General features: G+C 73.5%; 17 protein-coding genes. 9 read left to right on the top strand and 8 right to left on the bottom strand.

The annotated features are described in order from the left end of the window. Positions 1-5 precede the first annotated feature (5 nt). Both ABT160_RS15825 and ABT160_RS15830 read right to left on the bottom strand, forming a co-directional pair. The gene (locus ABT160_RS15825; protein WP_351647817.1) at positions 6-773 is read right to left on the bottom strand and encodes a rhomboid family intramembrane serine protease; all 768 of its coding nucleotides are present in this window, start codon (positions 771-773) and stop codon (positions 6-8) included. Positions 774-906: 133 nt separating this feature from the next. Further along, positions 907-1,479, bottom strand: a complete 573-nt coding sequence (locus ABT160_RS15830) for a hypothetical protein (RefSeq protein WP_351647819.1) — start codon at positions 1,477-1,479, stop codon at positions 907-909. 326 nt (positions 1,480-1,805) lie between these two features. On the opposite strand from ABT160_RS15830, the gene ABT160_RS15835 reads away from it, so the two are divergent. After that, positions 1,806-2,258: an SRPBCC family protein gene (locus ABT160_RS15835; protein ID WP_351647821.1), complete on the top strand. Its 453-nt coding sequence runs from the start codon at positions 1,806-1,808 to the stop codon at positions 2,256-2,258. A gap of 60 nt (positions 2,259-2,318) precedes the next feature. Then, a complete protein-coding gene (locus ABT160_RS15840) occupies positions 2,319-2,918 on the top strand; it encodes an HD domain-containing protein (protein WP_351647823.1) in 600 nt (199 codons plus the stop codon). A 62-nt stretch (positions 2,919-2,980) separates the two neighbouring features. Here the strand turns inward: ABT160_RS15840 and ABT160_RS15845 are convergent, their stop codons facing one another. Beyond that, on the bottom strand, positions 2,981-3,688 hold the full coding sequence (locus ABT160_RS15845) for a helix-turn-helix domain-containing protein (protein ID WP_351647825.1): 708 nt from the start codon (positions 3,686-3,688) through the stop codon (positions 2,981-2,983). A gap of 206 nt (positions 3,689-3,894) precedes the next feature. Continuing rightward, on the bottom strand, positions 3,895-4,023 hold the full coding sequence (locus ABT160_RS15850) for a hypothetical protein (protein ID WP_351647827.1): 129 nt from the start codon (positions 4,021-4,023) through the stop codon (positions 3,895-3,897). A gap of 465 nt (positions 4,024-4,488) precedes the next feature. Here ABT160_RS15850 and ABT160_RS15855 point away from each other — a divergent pair, with 465 nt between their 5' ends. Continuing rightward, on the top strand, positions 4,489-5,832 hold the full coding sequence (locus tag ABT160_RS15855; protein WP_351647829.1) for an amidase: 1,344 nt from the start codon (positions 4,489-4,491) through the stop codon (positions 5,830-5,832). A gap of 3 nt (positions 5,833-5,835) precedes the next feature. On the opposite strand, the gene ABT160_RS15860 is transcribed toward ABT160_RS15855, so the two are convergent. Further along, on the bottom strand, positions 5,836-6,033 hold the full coding sequence (locus tag ABT160_RS15860; protein ID WP_351647831.1) for a DUF397 domain-containing protein: 198 nt from the start codon (positions 6,031-6,033) through the stop codon (positions 5,836-5,838). Then, positions 6,030-6,845: a helix-turn-helix domain-containing protein gene (locus ABT160_RS15865; RefSeq protein WP_351647832.1), complete on the bottom strand. Its 816-nt coding sequence runs from the start codon at positions 6,843-6,845 to the stop codon at positions 6,030-6,032. Before ABT160_RS15865 ends, ABT160_RS15860 begins: the two co-directional genes overlap by 4 nt. A gap of 116 nt (positions 6,846-6,961) precedes the next feature. Between ABT160_RS15865 and ABT160_RS15870 the strand changes: the two genes are divergently transcribed. The 4 genes from ABT160_RS15870 (at position 6,962) to ABT160_RS15885 (ending at position 12,242) form a co-directional block, all read left to right on the top strand. After that, on the top strand, positions 6,962-7,237 hold the full coding sequence (locus tag ABT160_RS15870; RefSeq protein WP_351647834.1) for a hypothetical protein: 276 nt from the start codon (positions 6,962-6,964) through the stop codon (positions 7,235-7,237). Positions 7,238-7,325: 88 nt separating this feature from the next. Beyond that, the gene (locus ABT160_RS15875) at positions 7,326-8,186 is read left to right on the top strand and encodes an AraC family transcriptional regulator (RefSeq protein ID WP_351647836.1); all 861 of its coding nucleotides are present in this window, start codon (positions 7,326-7,328) and stop codon (positions 8,184-8,186) included. Between the two features lie 115 nt (positions 8,187-8,301). Beyond that, positions 8,302-10,464: a tetratricopeptide repeat protein gene (locus ABT160_RS15880; RefSeq protein WP_351647838.1), complete on the top strand. Its 2,163-nt coding sequence runs from the start codon at positions 8,302-8,304 to the stop codon at positions 10,462-10,464. A 302-nt stretch (positions 10,465-10,766) separates the two neighbouring features. After that, the gene (locus ABT160_RS15885; RefSeq protein ID WP_351647841.1) at positions 10,767-12,242 is read left to right on the top strand and encodes a N,N-dimethylformamidase beta subunit family domain-containing protein; all 1,476 of its coding nucleotides are present in this window, start codon (positions 10,767-10,769) and stop codon (positions 12,240-12,242) included. A gap of 60 nt (positions 12,243-12,302) precedes the next feature. On the opposite strand, the gene ABT160_RS15890 is transcribed toward ABT160_RS15885, so the two are convergent. Next, on the bottom strand, positions 12,303-13,085 hold the full coding sequence (locus ABT160_RS15890) for an ABC transporter ATP-binding protein (RefSeq protein WP_351647843.1): 783 nt from the start codon (positions 13,083-13,085) through the stop codon (positions 12,303-12,305). A 124-nt stretch (positions 13,086-13,209) separates the two neighbouring features. On the opposite strand from ABT160_RS15890, the gene ABT160_RS15895 reads away from it, so the two are divergent. Next, positions 13,210-14,211 carry an ABC transporter substrate-binding protein gene (locus ABT160_RS15895; RefSeq protein WP_351647845.1) on the top strand — a complete coding sequence of 334 codons (1,002 nt, stop codon included), beginning with the start codon at positions 13,210-13,212 and terminating at the stop codon, positions 14,209-14,211. Between the two features lie 136 nt (positions 14,212-14,347). Here the strand turns inward: ABT160_RS15895 and ABT160_RS15900 are convergent, their stop codons facing one another. Further along, on the bottom strand, positions 14,348-15,583 hold the full coding sequence (locus ABT160_RS15900) for a M20 family metallopeptidase (protein ID WP_351647932.1): 1,236 nt from the start codon (positions 15,581-15,583) through the stop codon (positions 14,348-14,350). 208 nt (positions 15,584-15,791) lie between these two features. Between ABT160_RS15900 and ABT160_RS15905 the strand changes: the two genes are divergently transcribed. After that, on the top strand, positions 15,792-23,213 hold the full coding sequence (locus ABT160_RS15905) for a non-ribosomal peptide synthetase (protein ID WP_351647846.1): 7,422 nt from the start codon (positions 15,792-15,794) through the stop codon (positions 23,211-23,213). The last annotated feature ends 3 nt before the right edge of the window (positions 23,214-23,216 follow it).

Raw genomic sequence — 23,216 nt, forward strand, 5'->3', positions numbered from 1 at the left:
CATCGCTACAGCAGCCCGAGGTCCTTCAGCTCCTTGTGCAGGTCCTCGCGGCCGGATCCCGAATCGCCGGTTCCCGAGCGACCCTTCCCCAGGGCCGGGCGTCCCGGGCCGTCGCCAGGGCCTACGGCGCCCGGTCCCGGCGCTCCGGCCGGTGTCGCCGCCCGTGCGCTCCGGTCCCGCAGCAGGTACGCGCCCGCCATGCCGCCCACCAGGCCGCCCAGGTGGGCCAGCCAGCTGACGCCCGGGGTGCCCGGGACCGCGACCGTCACCAGGTACGCGAACGACGCCGCCATCACGATGCCGATCAGGGTGTCGATCAGCCGGCGGTCGAACAGGCCGCGCAGCACCACGTAGCCGAAGTACCCGAAGACCAGCCCGCTCGCGCCGACGCCGAGCGTATTGCTGCCCTGGAACAGCCACACCGCGAGCCCGCTGCTCACCGCGACGAGCAGCGTCAGCCACAGGAAGCGGACCACGCCCCGGTAGGCCGCGAGGAACCCGAAGACGAAGAGCGGCCCCGAGTTCGCCTCGATGTGGTCCCAGCCGAAGTGCAGGAACGGCGCGGTCAGGATCGCGGGGAGGCGGCTCGGGTCGTTCGGGATCAGGCCGAACTCCCGGTCGAGGTCGTAGCCCGACGCCCAGTTCACGATCTGCAGCGCCCAGACGACCACCATGAATCCGAACATCACGAAGAACGCCTTGCGCGCCTCCGCGATGATCTCCTCGGCCGTCTGCGGCCCCGTCCGGTTCCAGCCTCTCGTCCACCCGCCCATCGGTGTGCCCCTCTGCCCCTCGTCGGCCGCCCGCGCGGCACGCCACACCTCCACTGTAAACGGGGGTGAAAGCACCGCCGGTCAGAAGGAGATTCCAGGGCAGGGGGACAGGGCGGGGTGACGGAAGCGCAGGTCAGAACTTCGGGCAGAGGATCTTATGGGTCGCGTCCAGGATCGCCCTCGCCTTGGGCTCGCCGAAGCCGTCCGGGTGCTTGGGCGAGGTGAAGCGCTTGTTCGTGAGGGTGACCAGCGCCGCCTTGTCCTTGGCGCTCTTGCCGCCGTCGCTGTCCTTGATCGACGTGCACTGGTTGCGCCCCCGGATCACGGCCGTGTCCGGCTTCCCGTGGACGATGTCCGAGTCGATCGCGGTGAGCGAGGCGATGTACGTCGCCTCCGTGCCCTTGTCCGGCTTGGGCGGCGCACCCTTGCGCACGGTGGTCGAGTCGCCCTTCGGCAGCGCGGCGGCGGCCCCGGCCCCGCCGTCCCCCGCCTTCGCGGACGGCGCCGCGGCGGTCGCCCCGCCACCCGCCTTCCCGGAGCCGGCCCCCGCGGCGGCGGGCGCGGGGGAACCCGGCGCGGTGGAGCCGGGCGTGGCACCGGTAGTACGGGACGAGGAGACCGGCGACGACTCCTTCGAGCAGGCCGTGAGCGTCGAGAAGGCGGCGAGCAGGACCGCGCTCAGCGCGGCGGTGGTGCGGAGGTGCATGTTCTCCCCTGGAACAACGGAACAGACGGAACAGTGGGACATCGGAACGGCGACGGAACACCGGGGGCGGCCGAGCCGCCCGGAAGTGGGAAGCCTGGCGCGTCCCCGTACCCCCTGTCCCGGATTCTCCGGTTTCCGGGACAGGGGGCACCCGCGTGCGCTTCACGTCCCCCAGGCCCGCCCGTCACCTGGAGGAACCACCAGCACCAGCCGTCTGAGCTGGTCGGATGGCGCAGAACCAGCCGGTGGACCTGTTCGCCGGGCGATCCGCGCTGCTCTAATGGCGCGACCCCCCGCACCCCGTCACGTACCGAAGGCAGAACGCAGTGCAGACGATCTCCACGACGGTCGACATCGACGCCACCCCGCAGACGGTGTGGGAGGTCCTTTCCGACCTGAGCGGCTACCAGGACTGGAACCCCTTCATCCGCGAGGCGCAGGGCACGGTCGCGCCGGGCGAGCGGCTCCGGCTCAAGCTCTTCCCCGCCGCCGGCCGCCCCATCGCCATGAGCCCCAAGGTCCTCGTCGCCGACGCGGGCCGTGAACTGCGCTGGATCGGGCACCTGTTGATCCCCGGCGTCTTCGACGGCGAGCACCACTTCCGGCTCGCCCCCGGCCCCTCGGGCGGCACCCGCGTGGAGCACGGCGAGCGCTTCTCCGGCATCCTCGTGCCCTTCACCGGAAAGATCATCGCCAACACCGAGCACGACTTCGCCCGGCTCAACGCCGCGCTGAAGGAGCGGGCCGAGAGCCGACGGCCCGAGCCGACCGCTGGCTGATCGCCACGGGGGCGTGGCGCCGGTTCGGAGCCGTCGCGATCCGGCCGTTAAGCTGCGGCGATGAGCATCCCGTCCGTGGCCCAGATCCGCGAGCTCCACCGCGCCCACGCCCCCAGCCAGGAGGCGTACGACTCCGTCCACACGCACTGCGAGATCGTGTGGCGCGTCGCCGAGGGCCTCCTGGACCGGCTCGGGGACACCACCGTCGACCGCGACCTGGTCCGCGCCGGGTGCCTGCTGCACGACATCGGCGTCTACCGCCTCTACCGCGCCGACGGCACCTTCGACGGCGCCCACTACATCCGGCACGGGATCCTCGGCCACGAGATCCTGCGGGAGGCCGGGCTGCCGGAGTACCTGTGCCGCTTCTGCTCCTGCCACACCGGCGTCGGGCTCACCAAGGACGACATCGTGCGCCAGGACCTGCCGCTGCCGCCCGGTGACTACCTGGCCGAGACGGCCGAGGAGCGCCTGGTGATGTACGCGGACAAGTTCCACAGCAAGTCCCGCCCGCCGCGCTTCAACGCGCCCGCCACCTACTCGGCGTACGTACGCCGCTTCGGCGCCGACAAGACGGCGGCGTTCGAGGCGATGCGCGACGCCTTCGGCGACCCCGAACTGGACGCGCTGTCGGTCGAGTTCGGCAATCCCATCGTCTGACTGAATTCTCTGACGGGCTCGTCTGTCCGGCGGATCGTCTGACGGACGGGCTGCCGACGGGATCACCCGGCGTCCCTGCCCCGCGTCTGCCGCGCCCACAGCGCACGGAACGGCCGGGGGTCCCCGCCGCACGCCAGGACGAAGTCCTCGACCAGGTGCCACCGGGGGACCCTGCGTCCGCTGAGCATGCGTGACACGTGCGAGGGGGAGACGGACATGCGCCGGGCCAACTCGCCCTGGCTCAGGCGGGATGCGTCCCGGAGGGCGCTGAGGGCCGAAGCGAGGCTGTCCGCGTCCGCCACGGCCGCCTCGGGCGGGGCGCCGCGCGGTGGCGGCACGGGCCGGGGCTCCCGCACGCCGGGCGCGTACGTCTTGCGGGCCCGCTCCGGGCTGATGCCGAGTGCGCTGCCGATGGCGTCCCAGGGGATCCGGCCGTCCCGCGCCCTGTGTACGGAAGCGGCGGTCAGCGCGTCGAGTGCGCGCCGGACGCGCGACGCCGAGGTGAGGGGGGCGGTGCCGACCGCGTCGGGGGACGAGAAGAGCCGGACGAACCGCCGCACCTCCTCCTGCATGTCCAGGGCCAGGTCGAGCAGTTCCTCGTCCGGGGCGGGGGGCCGCTCGGGCGCGCTCTGGCGGCGCCGGTGGGCCCCCTGGCGGCAGCTCGGGGAGCAGTACACGCGGGGCCTGCCCAGGGTGGCCGGGGCAACGAACGGATGGAGGCAGTACGGGCAGACCCGTACCCCGGTCTCCTCCTCGGTCTCCTCGTCCACGGTGCCTCCCGTTCCGCCGAGCGGTATTGGTACGTCGCCATGTCGGTACGTCGTCACGCCGTTACGTAATGAATTTCGTCTACGGGGAAACGTTGCCCGCGTTGGTTCCCCGGATCCGCCGACGGCCGGTCCGCGCGCCGTCCTGCGAACCCGTGTGCCCACCGGGAGCCGGAATGGGGGCTACCGGTGGGCACGACGGTCCTCGGCTAGGTCAAGTGCACCCCGTACTTGGCCACTTCGATGGCGACCGCGCAGGTCAGCGCGATCACCCAGTCCCGTGGTGACGGAACCGCGGACCGCTTGCGCGGCGCGCCGGCCGGCGTGAGGACCAGCACGACGGGGCCGTGCGGATGGGCGAGGAACGCCGCCCAGGAGGGACGGCCCTGTCGGGGTGCGGCGGTGGAACCGAGGCCCGGCCGCCCTGTTGCCTGGGCTGAACTGGGCTTACGGTGAAGAAGACGGGTGCGGGCGCTCCTGGCGCGCCCCGCCCGTCGGCGACTGAAGGTGTTCACGTGTTTCCTTCTGGTTGTCCTTGATGGCGCAGGTCCCCGCCCGGTGTTGCAGCACCGGGCTTCCCGGGGGCCTGCGCCCATTCAACTCCCACTTCACAGAAGGTCGTTCACGCATCCGGAGGATCCCGGATACTGACTCCGGACGGACCTCGGCCGTGGGACAATCCGCGCCGCCGGAACGGCTCGTTGTCGCCCTCAAGATCAACCGACTCTCGACACGCACCCCTCGTCGTGTACACAGTGGCCTCCTCACCCGCCGCCCACGACCACCAGCGATGAGGAGCCACCGTGACCACGTGGACAGGCCGTTCCGCCGTCGAGATAGCCGAGGCGGTCCGCCGCAAGGAGGTCTCGCCCCGCGAGGTCGTCGCCGACCACCTGGCCAGGATCGGCGCGCTGAACGGCCGCGTCGGCGCGTTCCGCGTCGTCCGCGACGCCGCCGCCCTCGCCGAGGCCGACGAGGTCGCGGACCGGCCCGACCTCGCCGAACTGCCCCTCGCGGGCGTGCCGGTCGCGATCAAGGACAACGTCCCGGTGCGCGGCGAGTCCCTGCGCATCGGCTCCGCCGCCACCCCGGACGCGCCCGCCACCGAGGACCACGTCATGGTCGCCCGCCTGCGCGCCGCGGGCGCCGTCGTCGTCGGCCTCACCCACGTGCCCGAACTCTGCGTATTCGGCACCACCGACGGCGTGCACGGCATCGCCCGCAACCCCTGGGACCCCACCCGCACCGCAGGCGGCTCCTCCGGCGGCAGCGCCGCCGCGGTCGCCGCCGGACTGGTCCCGATCGCCCTCGGCAACGACGGCATGGGCTCCCTGCGCATCCCCGCCGCCCACTGCGGCCTCATCGGCCTCAAGCCCGGCACCGGCCGCGTCCCTGCCGACCTCGGCGGCGCGTGGTTCGGCATGTCCGAGAACGGCCCCCTGGCCACCACCACCGCCGACGCCCGCCTGATGTTCCGGGTCCTCGCGGGCGAGCCGGAGGCCCCGGCCCGTACCGAGGGACCGCTGCGGATCGCGTTCTCGGCGCGCAGCCCGATCGCCGGGGTGCCGGTGAGCAGGCCGTACGTGACGTTCGCCCGTCAGGCCGCCCGCGCGCTCGGCGAGGCCGGACACCGGGTGAAGGTCGCCAACCCGCCGTACCCGCTCTCCTTCTCCACCACGATCCTCGCCCGCTGGACCGGCGGCACCGCCGAGGACGCCAAGGGTCTCGACCCGCGCCTGCTCGCCCCGCGCACCCGCCGCCACGCCGCGGTCGGCCGCGCCGCCGGGCGCCTGGGCCTGCTCCGCCCCGACCACCGCGCGCAGTTGAACGAGCGCCTCGCGCCGTTCTTCGAGGAGTACGACGTGCTGGTCACCCCGGCCCTCGCGCGCAGGGGCCCGCGCGCGGCGGCCTGGCACGAGCGCGGCTGGTGGTCCAACGTCCTCGTCAACACGTTCTGTTCACCGATGACCCCGCCCTGGAACCTGTCCGGGCGCCCCGCCCTCGCGGTCCCCTTCGGCACCCTCCCGTCGGGCGCCCCCGGCTCGGTCCAGCTCGTCGGCCGTCCAGGATCGGAGCACCAACTCCTGGACCTGGTAGCCCAGTTGGAGTCGTCGAACCCGTGGACCCGTACGGCTCCGCTGGCCTGACCGTCAGGCCCCGGCGCCACCGACGTACGCGACGAACACGCCCCAGACCACCGCCGCGACCCGCACCTCGGGGAGGGCGGTGTCCTTGCTGTCGCGGGCGCGGACGGTGCCGGGGAGGGTGGGGTCGTGGAGCTTGACCTGCACGCAGTTGTCGTTGTCGCCGCTGTAGGTGCTTATGTGCCAAGCGGACTGACGTGTCATGGCTGATGCTTCCTTCGTGCGTCCCTCATGGCCTGCGCCGACGCGTCGATGTCCAACGCGCCCGCCTGGATGCGATCGTAGATCCTCTGGAACCTATCCACATCGACGGGCTCCTGGTAGTACGTGCCCGTGCTCCAGCCTTCGGCGTAAGCGGTGTGCGTCCCGTCCGCGCGGGTCAGCAGACTGATCGAGCCGGGTACGGCGGGCTTGTCCCCGGGAAGCACCTGGATGTTGACGCAGGAACGTGCGCCCATCTCCAACAGGTGGTCGATCTGGCGGGCCATGATTTCGCGACTGCCGTGCACTTGGTGGAGAGCGGCCTCCGAGATGACGACCCAGAGCCAGGGGACGCGGTCGCGCTCGAACACGTCCTGCCTCTCCGTTCGTCGTACCACGGAGTCCTCCAGGTCGGCGGGGTCGTCCTTGAAGCCGAGTCCCATCAACGCCCGCGAGTACTCCGGGATCTGCAACAGCCCCGGAATGCCCACCGAGAACTCCCGAATGGCGGTCGCCTCCGCCTGATCCCTCAAGAACCTCTTCGCATAGTCCTTGAACGCCTCGATCCGGATCAGCGGCCACAACTCGAGCAGCGCGCCGCGCGCGTCCAGTACCTCGTCGAGGTTTTTGGTGAGTTCCTTTCCCGGAGGATCGTTCGCGGTCTCGATGGAGCTGATGCGGCCGGGGGAGACGAACACCTTCGCGGCGAGTTCGGTGACCTCCCAGCCGTGGGCGATGCGGAGCTTGCGGACCTTGGCGCCGAGGAGGTCCTCGACGCTCTTGTCCGGAGTGAGCTCCTTGGGGGGTCTGGCCATGGCTCGGTTCCGTTCTCCCAGGTTCCCGACGCGAATTTATTACCCCTGGTGAGCGTACGGCTACGCATTCAACCTGGTGTGCGGAAAAGGCAGTTCACCGTCACAGGAGAGAGCGCATGCCCCTTCACCCCGATCGCCCGTGGCAGCCCGGGTCGCCGGATGCCTGGCCGACGCCACCGCCCGGCACACAGCCGCTGTTGTGCCATCCGGACCACGTGCGCGTGGGCGACTTCCTGCTGGTGGACCGGCGCTACCTGCGGATCGAGGACCTGCGGGGGAGGGGCGGGTACACCGGGCGCGTACTGATGCTGGGCGGGTACGGGCCGTGGGTGATGACGACGTCGCGGCAGGTGCACAGGCCGGTGACGTCGGACGACACGGACGTACGGTGACCCGACAGGAGCGGGCACGGGATGTCGGGTCCGGCAGGGTGAGGGCTGCCTAGCGTGGTGACCACGGAAAAGAGGAAGGTGACGGCGAGTGCTCGATCGGCTCAACGAGACCCTGGAGTACGTCGAGCGGCGGCTGGACGGGACGGTCGACGTGGCGGAGATGGCGCGCATCGCGACGACGTCGGAGTACCACCTGCGGCGGATGTTCTCGGCGCTGGCCGGGATGCCGCTGTCGGAGTACGTGCGGCGGCGCCGGCTGACGGTGGCCGGGGCGGACGTGCTGGCGGGGGAGGAGCCGTTGCTCGACATCGCGGTGCGGTACGGGTACGGGTCGGGCGAGGCGTTCGCCCGGGCGTTCCGTGCGGTGCACGGGGTCGGGCCGGGGGAGGCGCGGCGCGAGGGCGCCGCGCTGGTCTCGCAGCCGAAGCTGGCCTTCCGCCTCACCATCGAAGGGAGCAGCAGCATGCGGTACCGCGTCGTGGACAGGGAGGCGTTCACCCTGGTCGGTTTCAAGGGGAGGGTGCCCCTGGTGTACGAGGGGCCGAACCAGGCGATCATCGACTTCGCCCGGGGCATCGGCCAGGAGGCGAAGGAGGAGCTGGCGGGACTGGCGGACGGGGAGCCCAAGGGGATCCTGTCGGTCTGCGACGACCTGGACCCGAACCGGACGGAGGGCAGCGAGCTGGACTACTACCTGGCGGTGGTGACCTCGGCGCCGGCGCCGGAGGGCACGGCGGTGCTGGAGGTCCCGGCCGGGACGTGGGCGGTGTTCACGGCGTCGGGGCCGGTGCCGGAGACGATCCAGTACCTCTGGCGGGACGTGTACGGGGAGTGGTTCCCGGCGAACCCGTACCGCACGAGGCCGGGCCCGGAGATCCTGCTCACGGTCCCGACGGCGGACGGCACGGAGGCGGACGCGGAACTCTGGCTGCCGGTGGAGCGGGACTGAGCGGCGCCCGGCCCGGGGCGTCCCGCTCCCAGGGCCGGGCGCCCGGACCTGTCGGCGGAGGCTGTGGCCGTGGGACCGTTGGCCGTCGGAGTGGTCGGACGGCGGCGGGGGTCGGGTGGCACGAGGAGCGTGGAAGCACGCAGGCGCGTGGCTGCTGCTCGCCCTGTGTGGAGCGCTGGGAGTGGGAAGCGGCCTGCTCGCCGGAGTGCGGCTGCCCGCCGTGTGGGCCGTGCCCATCGGCGGGGCGGTCAGCGCGTGCGCGGTGCTCGTCGGCGGGCGCGCGCAGACCTGGCTGGACGGAGTGGGGGCGCGCCGCGAGCGGGTGTCGGCGGCCAGCGCACTGAGTGGGGGCGCGGGGGCGCTGCCCAGGGTCGCCGACGTGCGGGACGCCGTGCGCCTGGGGGTGCACCCGGCGCGTGTCGCGGAGGCCGGGGCCGCGCGGGGGACGTCACCCGGTCCGGCGGGAGGACTGCCGCCGTACGTACCGCGTGCTCTCGACGGCGACGTGCGTGACGCGCTCGTCCGCGAACGGTTCGTCCTGATCGTGGGGGAGTCGACGGCGGGCAAGTCGCGCGCGGCCTTCGAGGCGATGCGCGCGGTGCTGCCGGCGCACCTGTTGGCCGCCCCGGTCGACCGTGCGGCCTTGTCCCCGCTCGTGGAGCACCTCCGGGAGCACCGGGAGCCGGTCGTCGTCTGGCTGGACGACCTGGAGCGGTTCCTGGGGCCCGGCGGGCTCTCGCCCGCCCTGCTCGACGAGCTCACGGCCCGTGAGGGGACCGTGGTGCTCGGCACGATCCGCGCACGGGAGCTCGGGCGGCTCGGGCCGCGTGCGACGACCGATCCGGACTCCGACGAGGGAGCCGCGTCCCGGGCGGTCCGGCGCGTGCTGGCCAACGCCCGTACGATCCCCCTCGACCGCGTCTGGACCCCCGGTGAACTGGCCGCCGCCGAGGCGTTCACCGACGACGCGCGGATCGCCCAGGCGCTGGGACGCGTCGGTGCGTTCGGACTGGCCGAGGTGCTGACCGCGGGGCCGGAGCTGCTGCGCGACTGGCGTGCGGCGTGGGAGCCGGGAACACACCCTCGGGCCGCCGCGCTGGTCGCGGCGGCCGTGGACTGCCGTCGGATCGGCTTGGACGAGCCGGTGGGGCGCCACCTCCTGGAAGCGCTCCACCGGCACTACCTGACGGAGCGCGGCGGACACGCGCTCCGGCCGGAGCCGCTGGAGGAGGCGTGGGCGTGGGCGCTCCAGCCCGTGCACGGGGCGAGCAGCCTGATCGTTCCCCTGGGCGGTGACGACGAGGAGCCGGAGTACCTGGCCTTCGACTACCTGGTGGACCAGCCCGGGCTCCCTCCGGTACCGGCGGAGACCTGGGCCGCGGCGCTGGCTCACGCGAGCGAGGAGCAGCGGGCCGTGATCACCGACCGGTCGTACGCGCACCATAGGCGGACGTTTCACCGGGCTGTCGACTCCGGGCTCGTCACGAACGTCTTCTCCCGGGCCTCGGCGCTCGCGGACAAGGAGCGCTACGGAGAGGCGATCGCCCTGCTCACCCGGGAACTGGGTGACCAGGCGGCGGAGCCGGGCGGGCGCGGTGTTTCGGTGCGTCACCAGATCGCCTTCTACACGATGCGCGACGGTCGCTACGCGGAGGCGGAGACCGCCTTCGGCGCGCTGCTGGCCGAGCAACGGGCGCTGCCGGACGCGGACGAGGAGTGGTCGCACGTGATCCGCCACAACCTCGCCTCCTGCGCGCGCCGCCGGGGCGACCGCACGGGTGCGCTCGCGCAGTTCCGCGGCCTGCTCGCCGACCGGGAGCGGCTCCTCGGTCCCACCGCGTTGAACACCTTGGACACGCGCCGTCGCATCGCCGAGCTCGTAGCGGACCTCGGCGACCCGGCGGAGGCGCTGAGGCAGGCCCGGGAGGTGTACGAGGCCGAGGAGGCCCACCTGGGCCCGGATCACGTGAACACCCTGGAGACCCGTTGCCGCATCGCCGACTTCCTCGCGCGCACCGGTGACCCCGCGGCCGCGCTCGACGCCCTCGACGCCTGCCTCCCGGACCTCGCGCGGACCTCGGGCGAGGAGCACCCGGACGTCCTGGCGGCCCGGCAGCGGCGCGCCGAGTACGCCGCCGCGTGCGGACGGTGGGCCGAGGCGTTGTCCGATCTGGAGGGCGTCGTCTCCGTACAGGAGAGGACGCGAGGGGCCGATCATCCGGCGGCCGGGAGGGCGCGGGAAGCGCTGGACGAACTCCGCGCCAGGCGGCCCGTGTAGCCGGGGCCCGTCCAGCCGGGGGAGTGACGGGGGTGCGGCGGGGGTGCGGCGAGTCGTGGGTTTGAATTGTGATGAGCGTATGTGCCAATGAGCCCACGAGTCGGGCTGTTCGGTGGTAGGCACGCTCCAGTGCCCGGTGTCACGGGTGCGCCGCGCCCGGGACCACGGGCGCCGGGGGAGCTCGGAGCAGGAGGAAGGCGATGCCGGGGACGCCGCGTCGGGCTGCGCTCGGTCTGTTGGGGCTGGGGGCGGTGGGGGCCGTCTTGGCGAGGATCCGGGCGGGCGGGGGAGGTGCGCCGGACGTGCCCAGGGGCGCGGTGGGGTTCCCGCCGCTCCCGACTGTGGCGCCCGGGGCGGGTCCCGAGGTCGTGCGGGCCGCCGTCGTGCCGCCCGGGCCGCCCGCCGTGGTCGCCGAGAATGCGCGGGCCGGGCACGCGGGGTGGCTGCGCGAGGACTCCGACCGGGTCACCGGCGACCGTACCGGGCAGATCGCCGGGTACGTCTCCGCGACCTCCGTCGGGCACGGCGGCACCCTCGACTTCCACGTCAGCGTGCACACTTCGCAGACGTTCGTGGTGGAGGTGTTCCGGCTCGGGGACTACGCGGGGCGCGGCGCCCGGCTGATGACCGCCAGCCCGTCGCTCCAGGGACACCGCCGGGCGGTTCCGGAGGCCGACGGGGACAGTGGTCTGATCTCCTGCGACTGGCCCGTCTCCTGGCGGCTGACCGTGCCCCCGGACTGGGTGTCGGGGATCTACCAGGCGGTGTTCACGGCGAGGGACGGCCACCGCAGCAGCACGCCGTTCGTCGTCCGGGAGCCGGGGCGCGCCGCCAGGGCCCTGGTCGTGGTCCCGTTCACCACCTACCAGGCGTACAACATGTGGCCCAAGGACGGCACCCGCGGCAAGAACCTGTACCGCGGGTACGGCGAGCGCGACGAGGTCCGTACCGACAAGCGGGCCTTCAAGGTCTCCTTCGACCGGCCCTACAGCGGCGCGGGCACGCCCCGCTGGTTCGAGATGGACACCGCCTTCGCGCGGTGGGCGGAGCGCCAGGGGCTGGACGTGACGTACGCGAGCAGCGTGGACGTGCACGACGGGACCGTGGACCTGCGGGCGTACCGCGCGGTGTTCTTCCCCGGGCACGACGAGTACTGGTCGACGCCCATGCGCGAGCAGGCGCACCGTGCGATCGCCCGGGGCACCCACCTGGCCTTCTTCGGCGCCAACAACGTCTACTTCCGGATCCGTACGGAGGCGTCGGCGGCCGGGCGCCCCGACCGGACCGTGGTCTGCTACAAGAACGAGCCCGACCCCGAGGGCCTGGCCGTCGAGGCCACCGCGCGCTGGCGCGACCTCGCGCAGGACCAGGGCCAGGCCGAACAGGCGCTGCTCGGCGTCCAGTTCGCAGGCATAGTGCTGCGGCCCGCGCCCCTGGTGGTGCGGGAGAGCGGGCACTGGGTGTGGGCGGGCACGGGGCTCGCCGAGGGCGCCCGGCTGCCGGACCTGGTGGGGGTGGAGGCGGACCGGTTCACCGCGTCCGCACCCAGTCCGCCGGGCGCCCGGCGGACCCTGCTCGCGGCCTCCCCCTACACGAAGACGGCCCCGGGCGGCGGCCGCCGCAACGTGCAGCACACCGCGCTCACCGAGTACCCGAACGGCGCGATGGTGTTCGCGGCCGGCACGTTCCACTGGGCCCTGGCCCTGGACGAACGGGACCACGTCAACGAGCACGTACGGACCGCGACCGCCAACCTGGCCTTCCGGATGATGAGTTGAGGAGGGGGAGGTGAGGGGTGAGGGGTGAGGGGTGAGGTGGCGGGCTGGTTGGCGGGGCTGTCAGTGGTGCGGCGTCGCGGTCGGGACGACCACCGGGGCGCCGTCCGAGGGCGCGCTGAGGATGTCCGCGTCGATCCCGTACAGCTCCTTCACCAGCGCGGCGTCGATGACCGAGCGCGGCGGACCCGCGGCGACCACCCGGCCGTCGCGCATCGCCACGACGGTGTCGGCGTAGCGCGCGGCGGCGGCCAGGTCGTGGACGACCATCACGATGGTGCGGCCCTCGGCGGCTATGTCCCGCACCAGGTCCAGGACTTCGACGGCGTGGCCGATGTCCAGGGCGCTGGTCGGCTCGTCGAGCAGCACGATCGGCGTCTCCTGGGCCAGTGCCATAGCGAGCCAGCAGCGCTGGCGCTGGCCGCCGGAGAGCTCGTCGAGGCGGCGCTGGGCGAGGGCGGTGGTGCCGGTGGCCTCCAGGGCCTGCTCCACGGCCCGTTCGTCGTCGCGCGACCACTGGCGGAACAGGCCCTGGTGCGGATGGCGGCCGTAGCGCACCAGGCCCGCCACGGTGACCGCCTCGGGGGCCTGCGGGGCCTGGGGGAGCAGGGCGATGCGGTGGGCCGTCTCGCGCTGGCGCAGCCGCCACACGTCGGCGTCGCCCGCCAGGACCCGGCCCTCGGTGGGCTCGTGCAGGCGCGCGACGCAGCGCAGCAGCGTGGACTTGCCGCAGCCGTTGGGTCCGACGATGGCGGCCACCTGGCCCGAGGGGACGGTGAGGTCGACTCCGTGGACGGCGGTTCGGCCGGGGTACCCGGCGGTGAGCTGCTGGACGCGGAGTTCCACGGGACCGGCCTTCCGAAGTGAGACGGCGCACCCGCCTCTTGGTTGTAAGGTAAGCCTTACCTTAACCTCTTCGGCGGGTCCGTACGCCGTCCCGCCCCATGTCCCGTTGAGTCCGGAGCATTTGATGACCACTTTCCGCTCGTCCGCCCTCGCCCCGCGCCGCGTCGCGCGGGCCGTCGCCGCCCTCGGCGCGGCAGCGCTCCTGCTGACGGGGTGCGGCAACGACTCCGGCTCCGGCAAGAGCGGCGACCAGGAGTCCGCCGCGCCCGGCAAGGACACCGGCACCACCCGTACCGTCAAGGACGCCACGGGCAAGGCCGTCCAGGTCCCGGCCAACCCGCAGCGCATCGTGACGCTGACCCAGGAGGACCTGGACGCCGTCCTGGCCCTCGGCCTCAAGCCGGTCGGCATCACCAACGGGCAGGGCCTGGACAAGCCCCCGGCCTACCTGGCCGACAAGGTCAAGGACATCGACGTGGTCGGCAACCTGCTGCAGCCCGTCATGGACAAGGTCGTCAAGGCCAAGCCCGACCTGATCCTGGCCGGCGACATGCAGGACGAGCAGGTCCTCAAGCAGCTGCGCGAGATCACCCCGGCGACGCTGGTCACCATGGCGCCCACCGACGACTGGAAGCTCTCCTTCCGGGGCATCGGCAACGCCGTGAACAAGCTCGGCGACGCCAACCGCGTCATCACCGAGCACGAGGCCGCCGCCAAGGCCGCCGGCGAGAAGCTCGGCGCCAACAAGGGCGCCGAGGTCTCCATCGTCCGCTGGAACCCGGACGGTCCCAGCTGGATGGAGAAGAAGCAGTTCGCCAGCGGCGTCGCGCTCGAGATGGGCCTGAAGCGGCCCAAGACGCAGGACAAGGACGGCAACGCGCACACCCCGTCGCTGAGCCTGGAGAAGATCAACGAGATCGACGGCCAGTGGCTGTTCCTCTCCACCCTCACCTCCGACGGCGAGAAGGCCCTCAAGGACGTCCAGGCCAAGCCCGCCTACAAGGAGCTGGGCGCGGTCAAGAACAACCACGTCGTCACGGTCGACGGCTCCGTGTGGTCCACCCGGGGCGGCCCGCTCGCGGCCGACGCCGTCATGAACGACTTCTCCAAGGCGCTCACCAAGTAAGCGCGCCTTGCCCGAGCGCTCGCGCTCGCCGCGTGAGCGTGAGCGCGAGCGTGGCGAAGAGCGGCGAAGACCGCTGGCGGCCGGTCCCGGACACCTCCGGGTCCGGCCGCCGCGGCGCGTCCGAGGGGCCCGGTGCTCAGGCCCCGCCCGTCGCGCCGGACTCGACGCCAGGCATGCCTGACGTGGTGTCGGCCAGCCCCGACTTCGCGTCGGCCACTCCCGACTTGGCGTCGGCGAAGTCCGCCGCCGTCCACGCCATCGCCACCGCGCCGTCCAGGAGCGCCTGTTCGGCCGCCGGGGAGACCGCCGCCTCGGCGAACTCCTCCTCGTGCGGTCCGCACGAGCCGCCGCTGATGTCGAGCACCGGGTGGATGGACGGTACGGCGTGCGAGACGTTGCCCATGTCGGTGCAGGCGAACGGCGGGCGCTCCACCGGCTCGGCGCGTCCCAGGGCGCGGGAGTTGGCGGTCCACAGCGCGATCAGCTCGGGGTCTCCGCGGAAGTCCAGGTAGTCGGGCTCGGGGCGCTCCAGGAGGACCTCGCAGCCGGTCGCGAGCGCCCCGGCACGGAAGCACGCCTCGACGCGCTCGCGGAGCTCCCGCAGGTCCTCGGCGGCCAGCGCCCGGATCTCGTACTCCGCCGTCGCCCGCGCCGGTATCGCGTTGGGCGCGGTCCCGGCCCCGGTGGTGATGCCGTGCACGCGCCACTCGGGCGGGAGCTGCTGGCGCAGCAGCCCCAGGGCGACCTGGGCGACCGTGAGCGCGTCGGCGGCGTTGCGGCCCTCGTGCGGGTTGAGGCTGGGATGTGCGCTGCGCCCGGTGTACGTGACGTTCAGCGTGCCGAGCGCGAACGAGCGGAAGTCCGCCATCTCGAACGGGCACGGGTGCACCATCATCGCCGCGTCCACCCCGTCGAACGCCCCGGCCTCCAGCATCAGCGCCTTGCCCGCCCCGCGCTCCTCGGCGGGCGTGCCCAGCACCCGTACGGTCAGGCCCAGTTCATCGGCGAAGGGCGCCAGGCCCAGCGCCGCGCCCACGCCCGCCGCCGCGATCAGGTTGTGGCCGCAGGCGTGGCCCAGGCCGGGCAGCGCGTCGTACTCGCAGGCGATGGCCACGGTCAGCGGCCCGGAGCCGACGCTGGCGGCGAACGCGGTGTCGAGCCCGTAGGCGGGCGCCTCGACCGCGAACCCGGCCTCGCGCAGCGCCCCGGCGCACCACTCGGCCGCCCGGTGCTCGGTGAACGCGGTCTCGGGGTGGGCGTGGATGCGCCGGCTCAGGCCGGTCAGCTCCGCCGCCCTCCCGGTCACCTGCGCGCGTATCGCGGACTTGAGTTCGCTCAGGGGGCGGCGCTCGCGGCCGAGGGTGGCGGTCATGGTCTCCGGCTTCTCCGTCTTCATCTGCTGCGTCGACTGCTGCGTCGACTGATTGATCGGCACGGGGCTGTTCTTCATCCGCGTGTCGGTCTTCGTCCGTCCGTCGTGGACTTCCGCGACGTGAACATAGCTTAGGCTTACCTAAGTGCTCATGGTGGGTGCCCGCTGTCGGCTGGGTTCCTTTCTTCCCGGAGGAGTTGTCGCACTTATGGATCAGCTGGATCAGCGTCCGGACGCTTTCCGTCTGCTCGCCGCGCAGGCCGGTGTCCACTTCGCCCACCAGCTGGCCGGTGACGGCACGGCGCTCAACACCGCCGACGTGGTGGAGATCGACGGACCGCTGGACCAGGCGCTGTTCCTGCGGGCCCTGAACCGGACCGTCGCCGAAGCAGACACCCTGCGCCTGCTGGTGGACGAGGCCGACGGCGAGCCCGTCCAGAGCGTCCGCCCCGTCCGCGAGGACGAGGTCCTGCTCCTCGACCTGCGCGCCACCACCCCGGATTCCCCCGACTCCCCGGGCTCTCCGGGCCTGGCCACCACCGCCCGCGAGCGCGCCGAGGCGTGGATGCGCGCCGACCTCACCCGGCCCGTCGACCTGACGGCCGACGGCGGCCTGATGACCCAGGCCCTGATACGCGTCGACGACACCACCCACTGGTGGTACCAGCGCGCCCACCACGTCGCCGTCGACGCCTACGCCCTCCAGCTCATCGGCCGCCGCGTCGCCGAGCTCTACGCGGCCGGGGCCACCGGCACCCCCGAAGAGGCGCTGCCGCCCTGCCAGTTCGTCCCCCTCGCCCAGCTCGTCGCCGAGGAGGCCGCCTACCTCGCGGGCGAGGGCCACGCCATCGACCGGGACTTCTGGGCCGAGCGCATGAAGGGCGCCGGGGAACCCGCGACCTACGCCACCGGCAGCGTCCCCGCGCCCGCCCAGGACGCCGGCCACCTCCACAAGGGCCACACCGACCTCCCCGCGGGCACCCTCGACCGCCTCACCAAGGCCGCGAACGCCGCCAAGGCCACCTGGGCCGAACTCGTCATCGCCGCCGTCGCCGGACACCTCCACCGGATCACCGGCGCCGAGGACGTCGTCCTCGGACTCCCGCTGACCAACCGCAGGGGCCCCGCCGCCCTGCGCACCCCCGCCATGACGGTCAACGTCCTGCCGCTCCGCGTCGCCGCCCGCCCCGACGACACCGCCGCCGCCCTCCTGCGCCGCGTCGTCCTGGAGATCCGCGCCGTCCGCCGCCACCAGCGCTACCCCCAGGCCGACCTCCGCCGCGACCTCGGCCTCTCCACCGCCGCGGACCAACTGACCGGCCCCATGGTCAACATCAAGCCCTTCGACGCCGACCTGGACTTCGCCGGACTCCCCGGCACCGTGCGCAACCTGGCCGCCGGTCCCGTCGAGGACGTCGCCATCGGTGCCGCGCCCACCCGCGACGGCGCCCTGCGCCTCACCTTCGACGCCCACCCCCAGCGCTACGCGTACGACGAACTCCTCGGCCACCGCACCACCTTCCTCACCTACCTCGACAACCTCACTGACCTCCTCCTCACCGACCCCGACCGCCCCCTGGGCACCCTCGACCTCCTCGACGCCGACCAGCTGCTGCGGGCCACCGCCGGGCGCACCGAGCCCGCCGCCCCGGCCACCGTCCCGGCGGCCCTCGCCGCCCAGGCCGCCCGCACCCCCGACGAGACCGCCGTCCGCGCCGCCGACGGCACGCTCACCTTCGCCGGGCTCGACGCCGCCGCCAACCGCCTCGCCCACCACCTCGTCGCCCACGGCATCACCCCCGGCACCCCCGTCGCCCTGGCCCTGCCGCGCGGCGCCGACATGCCGGTCGCCTTGCTCGCCGTCCTCAAGGCCCGCGGCGTCTGCCAGCCCCTCGACCTGCACCACCCCCCGGCCCGCACCCTCGCCCTCCTCCAGGACGCGCGGCCCGGCTGCGTCGTCGGCACCGCCGCCACCCTCGCCGCGCTGCCCGAGCACGGACTCCCGGTCCTCGCCCTCGACTCCGGGGCCACCCGCGCCGCCCTCGCCGGGGCCCCCGCCGACGCGCCGCCCGCCGAGGCGACCCCCGAGGATCCGGCGTACGTCATCCACACCTCCGGCTCCACCGGCCGCCCCAAGGGCGTCCTGGTCGCCCACGGCTCGCTGGCCAACCTGCTCGCCGGACACGCCACCGACCACATCGAGCCCGCCGTGGCCCGCACCGGGCGCTCCCGCCTGCGGGTCGCCCACAGCGCCTCGTTCGCCTTCGACGCCTCCTGGGACCCGCTGCTCTGGATGGTCCACGGCCACGAGCTGCACCTGCTCGACGACGCCACCTACCGCGACCCGGCCGCCCTCGCCGCGTACGTGGACACCCACCGCGTCGACTACCTCGACGTCACCCCCTCCTATGCCGAAGCCCTCCTCGCCGAGGGACTCCTCGACGAGCACCGCCACCACCCCGCCGTCATGGTCGTCGGCGGCGAGGCCGTCCCGGCCGCCCTCTGGCAGCGGCTGACCGCCGTCGACGGCCTGCACGCCGTCAACCTCTACGGCCCCACCGAGACCACCGTCGACGCCTACTACTGGACCGGCCCCGACGGCCACGGCTTCCCCGTGCGCGCCTCTCGCGCGTACGTCCTCGACCACAGCCTGCGCCCCGCCCCCGACGACGTCCCCGGCGAGCTGTACGTCGCCGGAGCCTGCCTGGCGCTCGGCTACCTGGGACGCCCCGACCTGACCGCCGAACGGTTCGTCGCCGACCCGTTCGCCGCGCTGCACGGCGAGAGCGGCGGACGCATGTACCGCACCGGCGACCTGGTGCGCCGACGCCCCGACGGCGCGCTGGAGTTCCTCGGCCGCACCGACGACCAGGTCAAGATCCGCGGCTTCCGCATCGAGCCCGGCGAGGTGCACGCCGTCCTGGCCGCCCACCCCGACGTCGCCCAGGCCGCCGTCATCGTCCGCGACACCGCCGTCGGCAAGCGCCTGCTCGCCTACGCCGTCCCGCACCCCGGCACCACCGCCGACCCGGCCGCCCTGCACGCCCACCTCGGGGCAGCCCTGCCCGCGCACATGGTCCCGGCCGCCGTCACCCTGCTCGACGCCCTGCCGCGCACCGCCAACGACAAGCTCGACCAGCGCGCGCTGCCCGACCCCGAGACGGCCCCCACCACACCGGCCGCCCGCGCGGACCTGCCCCCGCACACCGACACGGTCGCCGACCTCTTCGCCGAACTCCTCGGCCTGGACGCCTCACCCGCCCCCGACACCGGCTTCTTCGACCTCGGCGGCCACTCCCTGCTCGCGGCCCGCCTCGCCGCCCGCGTGCGCACCGCGCTCGGCGTCGAACTCGGCATCGCCGACGTCTTCCGTCAGCCCACGCCCGCCGGTATCGCGGCACTGATATCGGCCCAGGAGCCGGACACCTCCGGCACCCCCGCACCACCCCTCGCGCGCGTCCCCCGCACCGAACACCTCCCCCTGTCACCCGCCCAGCAGCGGCTCTGGTTCCTGCACCGTCTCGAAGGCCCCAGCCCCACCTACAACATCCCCCTCATCCTCGACCTCGAAGGGCCCCTGGACACGGACGCGCTGCAGCTCGCCCTGCACGACCTGGCGGCGCGCCACGAGACTCTTCGCACCGTATATCCGACCACTGACAACGCCGCGGACAACGGCCTCGACGCGTCCGCTGCCACCGGCCCCCACCAGCGCATACTCGACGCGGAGGACCCGCTGGCCAAGCCCGTGCTGCACCGCGCCGCCCCCGGCCTCACCCTGCGCGACGCGGTACGCCACAGCTTCGACCTGGCCGCCGAACCACCCCTGCGCGCCACCCTCTTCCGACATGCCTCGGAGCTCCCGCACGCCCCGAAGCCCCCGCACGCCCCGGAGCCGCAGGACGCCGAGCAGCGCCACACGCTCCTCGTCCTCCTGCACCACATCGCCGGCGACGGCGCCTCCACCACCCCCCTCGCCCGCGACCTGGCCACCGCCTACGGCGACCGTGCCGCCGGCCGCGTGCCCGGCTTCGCCCCGCTGCCCGTGCAGTACGTGGACCACGCCGCCCACCAGCAGCGGCTGCTCGGCACCACCAGCGAGCCCACCGACCTCGCCCGCACCCAGCTCGCGTACTGGAAGCAGACCCTCGCCGGCCTGCCCGACCAGCTCGAACTGCCCACCGACCGGCCCCGGCCCGCCCTCACCTCCCACCACGGGGACACCGTCCCCTTCGCCCTGGACGCCGCCGCCCACGACGCGCTGCGCCGCCTCGCCCTCGACCACGGCGCCAGCGTCTACATGGCCGTCCAGGCCGGGCTCGCCACCCTGCTCACCCGGCACGGCTGCGGCACCGACATCCCCCTCGGCACCCCCGTCGCCGGCCGCGACGACGACACCACCGCGGGGCTCGTCGGCTTCTTCACCAACACCGTGGTCCTGCGCAACGACACCTCGGGCGACCCCGCCTTCGCCGAACTCCTGGACCGGGTCAGGGCGGTGACCCTGGGCGCCCACGAGCACGACGCGCTGCCCTTCGACCACCTGGTGGAGCACCTCAACCCGGCGCGCTCGCTCGCCCGCCACCCGCTGTTCCAGACGATGCTGGCCTGGCAGTCGCTGCCCGACGCCCAGTTCGCCCTCGGCCCCGGGGTCAAGGCGCGCATGGGCGCCACCCCCTCCGGCACCGCCAAGTTCGACCTCACCCTCAACGCCGGCGAACTGCCCGGCGGCGGCATCGGCGGATTCATCGAGTTCCGCACGGACCTCTTCGACCGCGCCACCGTCCAGGCCCTCTCCGAGCGCCTCGCCCGGCTCCTCACCGCGGCCGCGCACGCCCCCGCCACCCCGATCGGCCTGCTCCCGCTCCTCGACGAGGACGAGTACCGCACCGCGCTGTCCGCCCCGGCCCAGGCCCCGCTGTCCGAAGCGGACCGCACCCGGCCGACCACCACGGCCCCCACCCCGCCCACCCCGCCCACCGCACCGGACGCACCGGGCGCCGCGCACCAGGTCGCCACCACCCCCCGCACCCTCGCCGAGGTATATGAGGAGGCCGCGGCCCGCCACCCCGGCCGGGTCGCCGTCAGCTACGACGGCACCACTCTCACGTACGCCGAACTCTCCCAGCGCGCCCAGCAGTTGGCGCGGCTGCTCGCCGCGCAGGGCATCGGTCCCGGGCGCATCGTCGCCCTCGCGCTGCCCCGCTCCACGGACCTGGTCACCGGACTCCTCGCGGTGTCCCTCGCGGGCGCCGCCTACCTGCCGCTCGACCCGGACTACCCGGCCGACCGCCTCGCGTACATGCTCCAGGACGCCGCCCCCGCCGCCCTGATCACCGACACGGCCACCGCGCCGCGGCTGCCCGGGCACGACCTGCCCCTGATCACCGTCGACGGCGCCGCGGCCGACGCCCACCCGGCCGGACCGCTGGCCCAGCACGAGCGCACCCGGCCGCTGGACCCGCAGGACCCCGCGTACGTCATCTACACCTCGGGGTCCACCGGCCGTCCCAAGGGCGTCCTGGTCTCCCACCACAACGTCACGCGCCTGTTCACCTCCACCGACCACTGGTTCGGCTTCGGCGCCGACGACGTGTGGACGCTCTTCCACTCGTACGCCTTCGACTTCTCCGTCTGGGAGTTGTGGGGCGCGCTCCTCTACGGCGGCAAGGTCGTCGTCGTACCGCACCTGACCAGCCGCGACCCGCACGCCTTCCGCCGGCTGCTCGCCGAGGAACGGGTCACCGTCCTCAACCAGACGCCCTCGGCCTTCTACCAGCTAGCCGCAGCCGACCGCGAGGACGACACCGAACTCGCCCTGCGGTACGTGGTGTTCGGCGGCGAGGCGCTCGAACTCGGGCGCCTGGACGACTGGTACGACCGGCACGCCGACGACGCGCCCGTCCTCGTCAACATGTACGGCATCACCGAGACCACCGTGCACGTCACCCACTTCGCCCTCGACCGCGACACGGCCGCGGCGTCCACGTCGAGCACCATCGGTGTCCCCATCCCCGACCTGCGCGTCTACGTCCTCGACGCGCACCTCCAGCCCGTGCCGCCCGGCGTCACCGGCGAGATGTACGTCGCCGGAGAAGGCCTCGCCAAGGGCTACCTCGGCCGCCCCGACCTCACCGCCACCCGCTTCGTCGCCGACCCGCACGCCCACCTCTTCGGGGAGTCCGGCGTCCGCATGTACCGCTCCGGCGACCTCGCCCGGCGCCGCGCCGACGGCACCCTGGAGTACTTCGGCCGCGCCGACCAGCAGGTGAAGATACGCGGCTTCCGTATCGAACTCGGCGAGATCGAGGCCGTGTTGGCGGGCCACGAGGCCGTCTCCGACGTCGCCGTCATCGTCCGCGAGGACACCCCCGGCGACCGTCGCCTCGTCGGCTACGCCGTCCCCGCGCCCGGCACCGGCACCACCGGCGCCGACCTGCGCGAGCACGCCGCCCGCGAACTGCCCGTCCACATGGTCCCGTCGGCCGTCGTGCTGGTCGACCGGCTGCCCCTCACCAACAACGGCAAGCTGGACCGCAAGGCCCTGCCCGCCCCCGATCGCCCTGCCGGCACCGGCGCAGGACGGGCCCCGCGCACCCCGCGCGAGGAGCAGCTGTGCGCCCTGTTCGCCGAGGTCCTCGGCGCCGAACGCGTGGGCGTGGACGACAACTTCTTCGACCTGGGCGGCCACTCGCTGCTCGCCGTGCGCCTCGCCGAGCGCGTCAAGGCGGCGCTCGGGGCCGAGGTGTCCATCAGCACCGTCTTCCAGTCGCCCAGCCCGGCGGCGCTCGACGCGGCCCTGGACGCGGTGCGCCACGACGACCCGCTCGACGTGCTGCTGCCGCTGCGCCCGGCCCGCCCCGGCGACCGCTCACCCGTCTTCGCCGTCCACCCGGCGGGCGGACTCGCGTGGTGCTACGCCGGGCTCATCCGCCACCTGCCCGCCGACGTGCCCCTCTACGGCCTCCAGGCCCAGGGCATCGGGCCCGCCACCCAGGGCGAGCCGCTGCCCACCACCCTGGAGGAGCTGGCCGCCCACTACGTCGCCCGCGTCCGCGAGGTGCAGCCCGCCGGGCCGTACCGCCTGCTCGGCTGGTCCACCGGCGGGATCATCGCCCACGCGATGGCCGCCCACCTCGAAGAGGCGGGCCAGCAGGTCGAGTTGCTCGCCGTCCTCGACGCCTACCCGGCCGAGGGGTTCCGCGAGCTGCCCGTCCCCGACGACGCGGAAGCGCTCGAATCCCTGCTCACCATGGGCGGTTACGGCCCCGACACCCTGGACGGCGCCGCACTCACCCTGCCGGGCGTCATCGACGTACTGCGCCGCGAGGGCAGCCCGCTGGCCTCCCTGGAGACGTCCACCTTCGACGCGCTGCGCGAGATCTACCTGCACGTCAACCACCTCGTACGGGCCTACGACCACCGGGTCCTCGACGCAGACGTGCTGTTCTTCCGCGCCACCGTCGACACCATCGACGACGCGCTCACCCCCGACACCTGGACCCCCTACGTCCGCGGGCGCATCGACAACACCGACGTCGCCTGCTCGCACAAGGACATGACCCTGCCCGAGCCGATCACGCACATCGCCCGCGTGGTCGCCGACCGACTGACCGAGCTGGAGAAGTGACAC

Origin of the sequence: Streptomyces sp. NPDC001941, assembly GCF_040296945.1 — a bacterium.
Classification (GTDB): domain Bacteria; phylum Actinomycetota; class Actinomycetes; order Streptomycetales; family Streptomycetaceae; genus Streptomyces.

Bases quoted from the DNA above. Each gene is read 5' to 3' on its own strand.
- ABT160_RS15825 (WP_351647817.1), bottom strand. From the start codon at position 773: ATGGGCGGGTGGACGAGAGGCTGGAACCGGACGGGGCCGCAGACGGCC.
- ABT160_RS15830 (WP_351647819.1), bottom strand. From the start codon at position 1,479: ATGCACCTCCGCACCACCGCCGCGCTGAGCGCGGTCCTGCTCGCCGCC.
- ABT160_RS15840 (WP_351647823.1), top strand. From the start codon at position 2,319: ATGAGCATCCCGTCCGTGGCCCAGATCCGCGAGCTCCACCGCGCCCAC.
- ABT160_RS15860 (WP_351647831.1), bottom strand. From the start codon at position 6,033: ATGACACGTCAGTCCGCTTGGCACATAAGCACCTACAGCGGCGACAAC.
- ABT160_RS15865 (WP_351647832.1), bottom strand. From the start codon at position 6,845: ATGGCCAGACCCCCCAAGGAGCTCACTCCGGACAAGAGCGTCGAGGAC.
- ABT160_RS15870 (WP_351647834.1), top strand. From the start codon at position 6,962: ATGCCCCTTCACCCCGATCGCCCGTGGCAGCCCGGGTCGCCGGATGCC.
- ABT160_RS15895 (WP_351647845.1), top strand. From the start codon at position 13,210: ATGACCACTTTCCGCTCGTCCGCCCTCGCCCCGCGCCGCGTCGCGCGG.
- ABT160_RS15900 (WP_351647932.1), bottom strand. From the start codon at position 15,583: ATGACCGCCACCCTCGGCCGCGAGCGCCGCCCCCTGAGCGAACTCAAG.
- ABT160_RS15905 (WP_351647846.1), top strand. From the start codon at position 15,792: ATGGATCAGCTGGATCAGCGTCCGGACGCTTTCCGTCTGCTCGCCGCG.